A 9003-nucleotide genomic window follows, 5' to 3' on the forward strand; every position below is an offset into this window, starting at 1 on the left:
AACCAGTGACGACGCCGGCCGAGCTCGTTGCTCCCGTTACCGTCCCCACCGACCGACAGGTATGCCAGCGTATGTGTCTATTATCAGATGAGATAACCGTCTGTGGGATTTAACACCTGTGTCCGAGAAAACAAATTCAGAGAGCAAACGCTCGCGGACACAAACGGAGAAACATGACTGACAACGACAACGACAGCCGTCTTCCCGACCGCGGTCAGGTCGGTATCGGGACGCTCATCGTGTTCATCGCGATGGTACTGGTCGCCGCGATCGCGGCGGGCGTCCTCCTCAACACGGCAGGATTCCTGCAGAGCAAGGCCGAACAGACGGGCGAGGAGAGCACGAAACGGGTGACCGACCGCGTCTCCGTCATCAGCGCGATGGGCAACGTCACCTACGACAGCACAGATGACCGATACGAGGTGACCCACGTCAACCTCACGGTGATGAAGAGCCCGGGATCGGGCGACGTCAACCTCTCGACCGCCACCGTCCAGTGGCTCGGTCCGCGGACCGGGACCATCCTCACGAACGGGAGCACCGCCGACGCCGACCACTTCGCCTGGGAGACCATCCGCGACACCGACGGCTCGGCCCCCGTCCTGGACGAAAAGGACGACCGCGTCCGCATCGTGCTGAACGCCACCGCCCTCTCCGACAACCTGAAACAGCGTGAGGAGTTCTCGCTGAAGATCATCACCTCCACCGGAGCAGTGACCCACCATTACGGGCTTCCGCAGTCGATGCACGACGGCCACGACCTCGACCTCTAGCGGGGTCGCTCGTTCTCTTTTCCGTTCTCTTTCCCGTCAGCGCCGCCTGTCGTGCCAGGCCGGGAACTCCTCGCGAACCCGGTTCACCTGGTCGGTGTCGACGTCGGCGACGACGAGGTCCGGTTCGTCGCCCGTGCTGGCGAGCGGTGTCCCCCACGGGTCGTAGACGGTCGACCTGCCGAGCAGCGTGGCGTCCTCGAAGGAGCCTGCGCCGTTGACGGTGACGACGAACGACTGGTTCTCGATCGCTCGCGCCCTCGGGAGCACCTGCCAGTGCTCGACGCGGGGGTACGGCCACGCGCTCGGCACGAAGACGACCGTCGCGCCGGCCTCCGCGATGTCCCGGTACAGTTCCGGGAACCGGAGGTCGTAACAGGTCGTCATCCCGATGGTGGTCCCCTCGAACTCCGCGAGGCCGAGCGACTCGCCGGGGACGAGCAGGTCGGCCTCCGCGGACTCGTACCCGAACAGGTGGTGCTTGCGGTAGACCGCCCGCCGGTGGCCGTCGCGGTCGAAGAAGACGGACGTGTTCGCCAGCCCCTCCTCGGCCGGCGTCTCCGAGTCGGTGGCGGCGAGGTCTTCGACGATGCTGCCGGCGAGTATCCCCACGCCGTGCTCGGCCGCCAGGTCGCTCATCCGCGACAGGGTGGGTCCAGAGAGCGACTCGGCGTGCCGCTGGTACGTGTCGAAGGCGAAGTAGCCGACGTTGAAGATCTCGGGGAGCGCGACCACGTCCGCGCCGCGGTCGGCCGCGGTCTCGACGGCGTCCTCGGCGCGCTGACGGTTGGCTTTCACGTGGCCCCCTTCGATCTCGAGCTGGGCGAGTGCGACTCTCATGACGCGACGCCGACCTCCTCACGGAGTTCGTTCTCCAGGTTCGTCAGTTCGTCGTCGAGATGGCGCTTGAAGTAGCGCTCGATCCCCGGGAGCCGCCCCTCGACGAGGAAGCGGTTGACGAGGCGACAGCCGTCGTCGGTCGGTTCGATCTCGTGCTCGCCGACGACGCGCATGGCCGACGCACGACCGACGAACTTCACGTACCGCGGCTCGTCCCGCTCGACGTCCTCCGTCTCGACGGGTATCGTCCGGTTGACGAGCGGAATCGGAAGTTCGATGTACCACGTCGCTCTGTCGGTGTCGACGTCGTAGTCTGCGACGACGCTGATGGCGCTCGCGCGGCGTTCTGGGTCGGCGATGAACTCCCAGACCTCCTCGGGTGGAACCGCGAGGTCGAACGTTCGCTCTACCCGGACGGTCATACGTCTACGTACGTGGGGAGCGGTAAAAACTCGTCCCTTAGCTCGGTTCGACCTTCCAGGTGGTCGACCGGGCCCGCCCCCACTTCTCTATCTCCATCTCGTCGGCTTTCTCGGCCAGTCTCGGAAGCCGTACCCCCACCTGCTTCGAGGAAAGACCGAGGTGCTCCGCGATGTTCTTGGCGCGGAAGTATCGCTCGCCTGCCGCGACGCTTTCGCTCAGGAACTCGAGGATGCGCCGTTCCTCGTCGGTGAAGTCAGTCATCCTCGTGCGGGAGTAGGCGCTTCACCGTATTAACCTCTGTCGCCGTTCCCGGCAAGTGACGATTTACTGTCAGTCCCAGTAGAGGTGGGTCGCCGCGACCGCGAGCACGCCGGCGACGACGGCACCGGCGAAGCCCCACGCCGCCATTTCACTGCCCGGTGTGACGAACGTCACCGCGCTCGCGCCGATGGCCACGAGCGTGAACAGCACGGTGAGACCGACCCCTTTGTCCGACCCGACTGTCTGATTTCCTGCCATACCCGGCCGTTCTGCCAGGCGGAACTTAGTTCATTCTACTCGCGAGTACCGACGCGGACGGCATCCCGATGTCGAGAGGTTTTTTGTTCGGTCGGTGAACTGGCACACATGGTAAGCGACGGCATCAAGGCGGCGTTTCCGTCCGGCAAGCGAGCGTTGCTCGTTCCGGTCGGACTGCTCGCGGTCCTGATAGCGGGCGGGTTCATCACCGGCGTGCTCGGTGCGCCACACGTCGTCGGCGTCGACAACGAGTTCGGCGAGACGAGTCAGAACACGACGAACGTCACAACAGCGCTCGTGGTCGGGAACCCGAACCCGGTCGGCGTGAGACTGGGGTCGACCTCGGTGGACTACACCGTCGCGATGAACGGCGTCACGCTCGCGTCCGGCGGGACGGACGACGTCGCGCTCGAGCAGGGGAACACCACGCTCCGGTTCGCCACGGCGATGCAGAACGAGAAGATTCCGGCGTGGTGGGTCACCCACGTCCGCAACGACGAGACCTCGACGCTCCAGCTCGACGCGACGGTCCGCTCGTCGCTGGTCGACCGGTCGGTGAGCGTCCCCTACCAGAAGAGCGTCGAGACCGACGTCATCGGCCAGTTCAACTCGACGGAACCGCGTCCGGTGAACGCCGACGCGCCGCTCGTCTCCGACCCGGTGCTGTACGTCAACGAGACGAGCGCCAACTGGGGCCGGGTGACCCGGTCCGAGACGCCGATCCGGACGCGGATGCGCGTCTACAATCCAAAGCCCGTCCCCTACACCGTGACGGAGGTCGGGTACGAGATGACGATGAACGACGTGACGGTCGGCGAGGGGACGACCGACCGGGCGCACGTCGTCGCGCCGAAGTCGTCCGAGACGGTCGAGATGCGGACCGTCATCCGCAACGAGCGACTCGACGAGTGGTGGGTCAGCCACGTCGAGAACGACCAGGTGACGGACCTCCGCATCGAGTTCTACGCCAGGCTCGAACTCCCGACCGGCGAAACGATCCGCGTCCCCCTCCGCGGCGTCGACTACACGAAGCGCGTCGAGACGCACCTCTTCGAGAACGACTCCGCCGAGGGGACGCTGGAGGAGACGGCGGGAACCGGCGACGGCGCAGGGACGGGTGACGACGCCGGGGCGAGCGGCGATGCAGGAGCGACCGACGGCACCACGTCGGACGGTAGCGACGGGACCCGGACGAGCGGTACGACTGACGGCACCGTGACGACGGACGACGACGGAACGACCGCCAGTAGCACGACGACGGAGGGCGGTGAGACGACCACCGACGACGGCGGCCTCCTCGGCGCGACGACGGACGACGGATTCCTGGCGCGACCGTCCGACACCGGTCGCTGACTGGGGTTCGCACGCTGAACGGTACCGTACCCGGCACGTCGCGGCGGACCTCCGCCGCTGCTTTCCTTCGGACGCGATGGACGGCTTCCGGCACGACTGTCCGCCGACCCGCACGCATTTAGCCCGGGGTGTCCAACGCATCCCCATGCGAATCGGCGTGGTCGTCAACCCCATCGCTGGCATGGGTGGGCGCGTCGGCCTGAAGGGCACGGACGGCAAGGTCGAGGAGGCGCGCGAACGCGGCGCAGAACCGCGCGCACCGGACCGGGCGGTCGCCGCGCTGGAGGCCCTCCGGGACCGGGCTCCGGACACCGAGGTCCTGACGTACGGCGGTGCGATGGGAGAGTCGGCGGCACGGAGCGCGGGGTTCGACCCGGCGGTCGTGGGCGAACCGGCGAGCGAGGAGACGACCGCCGCGGACACGCGCGCGGCGGTCCGGTCGCTGGTCGACGAAGGGGTCGACCTCGTGCTGTTCGTGGGCGGCGACGGGACGGCCGTCGACGTTGCCGAGGTGCTGGACGACCTCGGGACGGACGTCCCGATGCTCGGCGTGCCGGCCGGAGTGAAGGTCTACTCGGCGGTGTTCGCGGTGACCCCGGAGACCGCGGGCCGCGTCGCGGCCGAGTTCACGCGGGTCGAGCGGCGCGAGGTGAACGACATCGACGAGGACGCCTACCGCGAGGGAGAGGTCCGCTCGGAACTCGAGGCCGTGGCGCGCGTACCGGTCGCCGACGGCCTCCAGTCGAGCAAGCAACTCGGTGGCGGGACCGTCGAGAGCCTGGCGGCGGGGGTCGCCGAGGAGACGACGGCCGGCGTCACCTACGTGTTCGGGCCGGGAGGGACGGTCGGTGCCATCGAGGCGGAACTCGGAGTCGAGGGAACCCCGCTCGGGGTCGACGTGTGGCGCGACGGCGAGGTGCTCGTCCACGACGCGAGCGAGGCGGAGATACTGGACCACCTCGGCGAGCGGAACGTGGTCGTAGTCTCGCCGATCGGCGGCCAGGGGTTCGTCTTCGGGCGCGGCAACGACCAGATATCGCCCGCCGTGCTCCGCCGGTCGGAGGTGGAGATCGTGGCCACGAAGTCGAAGCTCGACGGCGTGGGCGTGCTCCGGGTCGACACCGGCGACGCCGAGGTCGACGAGTCGCTGCGCGGCTGGCAGAAGGTCCGCGTCGGCCGGTTCGAGCGGCGGATGATGAAGGTCGAGTAGCGGCGATGCGTGGCGTCTCGAACCCCCGTACGACGGTCTGGTGACATTTAGTGGCATAGGGAGACATTTAATGCTGGGCGCGTGAACTAAGGGTATGGAAACGCGAAAGGTGCAGCGGCTCGGTCCGTCGACGCTGGCGATGACCCTCCCAGCCGAGTGGGCCTCGGAACACGACGTCGAGAAGGGAGACGAGGTCTCGTTGCGGGTCAGCGGCAAGGGTTCGCTGACGGTGCTCCCGGAGTCGGCACACGGCGAAGAGACGGAGGCGAAGATCCACACCGAACAACTGGACGCGGCCGCGGTCGAGCGTGCGATCGTCGCCCAGTACGTGCTCGGACGCCGGGTCATCCACGTCGAGAGCGACGACGCACTCGACAGCAGCCACATCAACGCCGTCTACAACGCGGAGACGCAGCTGATGGGGCTCGGCGTCATCGAGGAGACCCCCGAGAGCATCGCCATCCGGTGTTCGGTCGACCCGGAGGACTTCGACCTGGACAACCTGCTCGAACGACTGGAGAACACCGGCAGCACCATGCGGAGCGAGGCCGTCAAGGCGCTCGCGCACGGCAATCCCGACCTCGCCCAGCGGGCCCTGAACCGCGAGCGGCAGGCGAACAAGATTTTCGTCCTGCTCCTGCGACTCATCTTCACCGCACACGAGAACCCGACGCTGGCCCGGGCCGTCGGTCTGGACAGCGGCTTCCCGCTCATCGGCTACCGCTCCATCGCGAAGAACCTCGAACTCACCGCCGACAACGCGGAGGACATCGCGGACATCGTCCTCGAGGCCGACGGACACACCCTCGACGTCGACCAGGCGACGATGCGCCGCATCCGGGAGTTCACGGACCAGGTCGACGAGATGACGGCACAGGCCGTCGAAGCGGCCGTCGAGCGGGACTACGACAAGACGCTGGCGGTCCGCCGGCAGTTCCACGAACTCGGCGACCGCGAGAGCGACATCCTGAGCGACCTGCCGGAGATGGACAACGAAGACCTCCTCCGCGTCCGGGACGTGCTCGTCAGCCTCCAGCAGACGGCCCAGTACGCCATGCGGAACGCGGAGATCGCGGCGAACCTGGCGCTCAACGAGGAGAGCGTCCACACGACGATCAACTGATTCTCCTGCGGTCGCCGCCGCCACGGTCGGTCGCTCTCACCGTTTTCCGCCGGGTACCGTCGCCCGTTCGGCGATATCGCCACGCTGGCGACGACAGCAGTCGCCCGGTCCAGAGCGGCGGCGGTGACACCCGGTCGTCGGACCGGACGAGTCACGAACGGTGCCTACGGAGCCGGAGGCGACGCTACGGAGCAAGAGTGGCTACAGTCGAAAATCGAACGAACCGCCAGTTTCGACGTCGAATCCCAGCAGGTGGTCCGGGGACCGCTCGTGGTGGACGGTCAGGCGAACGTCTTCGAGACGTCCTCGTCCTCGTCCTCGTTCTCGATCTTCTCCTTGGCGTCGAGGAAGTCCTGCATCCGGATCTCGGTGCGGTCGTCGCGGATGGCGAACATGCCCGCCTCGGTGCAGATGGCCTTGACGTCGGCACCGCTGGCCTCCTCGCTTTCGCGTGCGAGCTGCTCGTAGTCGACGTCGTCGGCGACGTTCATGTCGCGGGTGTGGATGCGGTAGATCTGCTCGCGGCCCTCGACGTCGGGCGTCGGGACCTCGATGAGGCGGTCGAAGCGCCCGGGGCGGAGGATGGCGCGGTCGAGCATGTCGAAGCGGTTGGTGGCGGCGATGATGCGGATCTCGCCGCGGTCCTCGAAGCCGTCCATCTCCGAGAGCAACTGCATCATCGTCCGCTGGACCTCCGCGTCGCCCGAGGTCTTCGAGTCCGTCCGCTTGCTCGCGATGGCGTCGATCTCGTCGATGAAGATCACGGCGGGTTCGTGCTCGCGGGCGACCTGGAACAGGTCGCGCACGAGCTTCGCGCCCTCGCCGATGAACTTGTGGACGAGTTCGGAGCCGGCCATCTTGATGAAGGTGGCGTCGGTCTGGTTGGCGACGGCCTTGGCCAACATCGTCTTGCCCGTCCCCGGCGGGCCGTACAGCAGCACCCCGCTCGGCGGCTCGATGCCGACCTCGCCGAACATGTCGGGGTTCTCCAGGGGCATCTCGACGGTCTCGCGGACTTCCTGCATCTGGTCCTCGAGACCGCCGATGTCCTCGTAGGTGACCTCGGGACTCCGGGTCACCTGCATCACGCGGGCACGGACGTCGGTCTCGTCTTCGAGAGTCTTGACGATGGAGAGGGAGTTGTTCACCGCGACCCGGTCGTCGGGCTCTATCTCCGACCGCATCTCGTCGGTCACCTCGGTGACCGCCTCCTGGTTGTTTCCGTGCTGCTTGATGATGACGCCTTCGTCGGTGAGCTCCTGGACGGTGGCGACGAACAGCGGCGACTGCTTGAGCTTCTTGTTCTCGTGGGTGAGCCGCTCCAGCTTCTGCTGGTACTTGTTGTTCTCCGCGTTCGCGTCGAGGAGCTTGTCGCGCATCTCCTCGTTCTGGGATTCGAGGACCTCGAGGCGCTCCTGAAGTGCCTCGATCTTCTCCTGCTGGGACGCGCTCTCCTCGTCGTACGGGAGATCGACGTCATCCACAGTATCAGTCATCAGTTCCGGGTAAGTGCCTGTCTCTTAAGAGGCTTCGGGTGGTGTAAGCCTCGCGTCATACGCCGACCGACCGGGCTGATAGATGTTTGCCAGTAATAAATTCGAACAGGAAATATTATTACGCTGTATCCAAAAGCTGGACGTGATGAGCGCTACCGAGCTTTCCGGGACGGAGGAAACGAGCCTGACGGACGACGACGTGGTAGAGACGATACGGGAACTGCCCCCGAGTGCGAAACTCGTCGCCAAGGTGCTGGAGTACGACGGGACGCTGACCCAGACTGAACTCGCCGAGGAGACCCTGCTTCCGCCGCGCACCGTCCGCTACGCACTGAACCGCCTCGAGGACCGTGACCTGGTCGACTCGCGGTTCTCGTTCGCCGACGCCCGCAAGCGCATCTACGCTCTCGATCTCGACGACCGCCAGGCGGAATAGCTCGCGACCGAACACGGGGGCAGCCAATGGGCGGTCAGAGGGCAGTCAGGGGGCAGCCAATGGGCGGTCAGAGGGCAGTCAGGGGGCAGCCAGGAGACTGTCACGCACGAACGACGGCAATTCTCCGACCTGGATTCGTGGACATGTCACCGGCGACTGTTACCGTTCCGAATGGTGCCGCGAGCGAAAGGGATTTAATGTGTTAACGCATAGCAAGCGGCTGAGGCCAAGTCAATGTCCGACAACGCCACCGAAGACGGAGAGTTGGACCGTGTCGACAGCGAGCTGCCGGCGTCCACCGAGCCGGCGAGCTCCGTCGAAACGTACGAGACGGAAGACGGCGTCGTATTCTACGACGCAGAGAATCCGCTTGGGTGGCTCAAGGCGTCCGCGACGGTGACCCTGAAAGAGCACGTCTGATAAGACACAGAACGTTTTTCCCTTCTCCGGCGGTTTCTCGAACCAGTGCTCGATAGATTCGACCCCGATGACGAGGGGTCGTCCGAACTTGCGGGCGGCCCGGAGGCCGACATGGTTCCGACCGTCGACGACCCCGCCGAAGGGCTCGAACCGTCTGCCCCGACAGTCGACGACTACAGCGAGAAGGACGTTCCCCGGGAGCTGAAACACGAGTTCTGGTCCCAGGTCCTGCTGTTCAACGTCGCCCTGTTCGCGCTCAGCCTCGGGCTGATGTTCATCGGGTTCGAGAGCCGGTGGAGGGTCGGCGGTGGCCTCGTCGCGGTCGGCCTGTTCGCACTCGTCCGTGGGCTGAAACGCTATCGTGCCGTCAAGCGTGACCCCGACTGGGTCGACGACGGAGACGACTGACTCCG

12 protein-coding genes are annotated in these 9003 nt (G+C 66.2%); 7 read left to right on the top strand and 5 right to left on the bottom strand.

All coding sequences use genetic code 11. From position 1 onward, the window contains the following. Window positions 1-173: 173 nt before the first annotated feature. The gene (locus tag NKT36_RS02790; protein WP_327052426.1) at window positions 174-773 is read left to right on the top strand and encodes an archaellin/type IV pilin N-terminal domain-containing protein; all 600 of its coding nucleotides are present in this window, start codon (window positions 174-176) and stop codon (window positions 771-773) included. Window positions 774-809: 36 nt separating this feature from the next. Here NKT36_RS02790 and NKT36_RS02795 read toward each other — a convergent pair whose 3' ends face one another. The 4 genes from NKT36_RS02795 to NKT36_RS02810 form a co-directional block, all read right to left on the bottom strand. Continuing rightward, a complete protein-coding gene (locus tag NKT36_RS02795; protein WP_327052427.1) occupies window positions 810-1610 on the bottom strand; it encodes a carbon-nitrogen family hydrolase in 801 nt (266 codons plus the stop codon). Continuing rightward, complete coding sequence (locus tag NKT36_RS02800) at window positions 1607-2032, bottom strand: SRPBCC family protein (protein WP_327052428.1); 426 nt, start codon at window positions 2030-2032, stop codon at window positions 1607-1609. The genes NKT36_RS02795 and NKT36_RS02800 overlap by 4 nt, the downstream gene beginning before the upstream one ends. A gap of 37 nt (window positions 2033-2069) precedes the next feature. Beyond that, on the bottom strand, window positions 2070-2294 hold the full coding sequence (locus NKT36_RS02805; RefSeq protein WP_327052429.1) for a DUF7123 family protein: 225 nt from the start codon (window positions 2292-2294) through the stop codon (window positions 2070-2072). 69 nt (window positions 2295-2363) lie between these two features. Beyond that, the gene (locus NKT36_RS02810) at window positions 2364-2552 is read right to left on the bottom strand and encodes a DUF7525 family protein (RefSeq protein WP_327052430.1); all 189 of its coding nucleotides are present in this window, start codon (window positions 2550-2552) and stop codon (window positions 2364-2366) included. 108 nt (window positions 2553-2660) lie between these two features. Here NKT36_RS02810 and NKT36_RS02815 point away from each other — a divergent pair, with 108 nt between their 5' ends. The 3 genes from NKT36_RS02815 to NKT36_RS02825 all read left to right on the top strand — a co-directional run bounded on the left by NKT36_RS02815 (window position 2661) and on the right by NKT36_RS02825 (window position 6238). After that, entirely contained in the window at window positions 2661-3905 is a 1245-nt protein-coding gene (locus tag NKT36_RS02815) for an LEA type 2 family protein (protein ID WP_327052431.1), read from the top strand. A gap of 145 nt (window positions 3906-4050) precedes the next feature. Beyond that, window positions 4051-5115 carry an ATP-NAD kinase family protein gene (locus NKT36_RS02820; RefSeq protein WP_327052432.1) on the top strand — a complete coding sequence of 355 codons (1065 nt, stop codon included), beginning with the start codon at window positions 4051-4053 and terminating at the stop codon, window positions 5113-5115. A gap of 94 nt (window positions 5116-5209) precedes the next feature. Continuing rightward, window positions 5210-6238: a phosphate uptake regulator PhoU gene (locus tag NKT36_RS02825; protein ID WP_327052433.1), complete on the top strand. Its 1029-nt coding sequence runs from the start codon at window positions 5210-5212 to the stop codon at window positions 6236-6238. Between the two features lie 281 nt (window positions 6239-6519). On the opposite strand, the gene pan1 is transcribed toward NKT36_RS02825, so the two are convergent. Next, the gene (gene pan1 / locus NKT36_RS02830; protein ID WP_327052434.1) at window positions 6520-7734 is read right to left on the bottom strand and encodes a proteasome-activating nucleotidase Pan1; all 1215 of its coding nucleotides are present in this window, start codon (window positions 7732-7734) and stop codon (window positions 6520-6522) included. A gap of 145 nt (window positions 7735-7879) precedes the next feature. Between pan1 and NKT36_RS02835 the strand changes: the two genes are divergently transcribed. The 3 genes from NKT36_RS02835 (at window position 7880) to NKT36_RS02845 (ending at window position 8998) form a co-directional block, all read left to right on the top strand. Next, window positions 7880-8170: a MarR family transcriptional regulator gene (locus tag NKT36_RS02835; RefSeq protein ID WP_327052435.1), complete on the top strand. Its 291-nt coding sequence runs from the start codon at window positions 7880-7882 to the stop codon at window positions 8168-8170. A 234-nt stretch (window positions 8171-8404) separates the two neighbouring features. Continuing rightward, a complete protein-coding gene (locus NKT36_RS02840; protein ID WP_327052436.1) occupies window positions 8405-8590 on the top strand; it encodes a DUF7331 family protein in 186 nt (61 codons plus the stop codon). Between the two features lie 45 nt (window positions 8591-8635). Further along, window positions 8636-8998, top strand: a complete 363-nt coding sequence (locus NKT36_RS02845) for a DUF7322 domain-containing protein (protein WP_327052437.1) — start codon at window positions 8636-8638, stop codon at window positions 8996-8998. The last annotated feature ends 5 nt before the right edge of the window (window positions 8999-9003 follow it).

It is taken from the genome of Halomicrococcus gelatinilyticus, assembly GCA_024227995.1.
GTDB lineage: Archaea > Halobacteriota > Halobacteria > Halobacteriales > Haladaptataceae > Halomicrococcus > Halomicrococcus gelatinilyticus.

Excerpts from the sequence above, each read along its gene's own strand:
- NKT36_RS02815 (WP_327052431.1), top strand. The coding sequence starts at position 2,661 with ATGGTAAGCGACGGCATCAAGGCGGCGTTTCCGTCCGGCAAGCGAGCG.
- NKT36_RS02790 (WP_327052426.1), top strand. The coding sequence starts at position 174 with ATGACTGACAACGACAACGACAGCCGTCTTCCCGACCGCGGTCAGGTC.
- NKT36_RS02800 (WP_327052428.1), bottom strand. The coding sequence starts at position 2,032 with ATGACCGTCCGGGTAGAGCGAACGTTCGACCTCGCGGTTCCACCCGAG.
- NKT36_RS02820 (WP_327052432.1), top strand. The coding sequence starts at position 4,051 with ATGCGAATCGGCGTGGTCGTCAACCCCATCGCTGGCATGGGTGGGCGC.
- NKT36_RS02795 (WP_327052427.1), bottom strand. The coding sequence starts at position 1,610 with ATGAGAGTCGCACTCGCCCAGCTCGAGATCGAAGGGGGCCACGTGAAA.
- NKT36_RS02805 (WP_327052429.1), bottom strand. The coding sequence starts at position 2,294 with ATGACTGACTTCACCGACGAGGAACGGCGCATCCTCGAGTTCCTGAGC.
- NKT36_RS02835 (WP_327052435.1), top strand. The coding sequence starts at position 7,880 with ATGAGCGCTACCGAGCTTTCCGGGACGGAGGAAACGAGCCTGACGGAC.
- pan1 (WP_327052434.1), bottom strand. The coding sequence starts at position 7,734 with ATGACTGATACTGTGGATGACGTCGATCTCCCGTACGACGAGGAGAGC.
- NKT36_RS02840 (WP_327052436.1), top strand. The coding sequence starts at position 8,405 with ATGTCCGACAACGCCACCGAAGACGGAGAGTTGGACCGTGTCGACAGC.
- NKT36_RS02825 (WP_327052433.1), top strand. The coding sequence starts at position 5,210 with ATGGAAACGCGAAAGGTGCAGCGGCTCGGTCCGTCGACGCTGGCGATG.
- NKT36_RS02810 (WP_327052430.1), bottom strand. The coding sequence starts at position 2,552 with ATGGCAGGAAATCAGACAGTCGGGTCGGACAAAGGGGTCGGTCTCACC.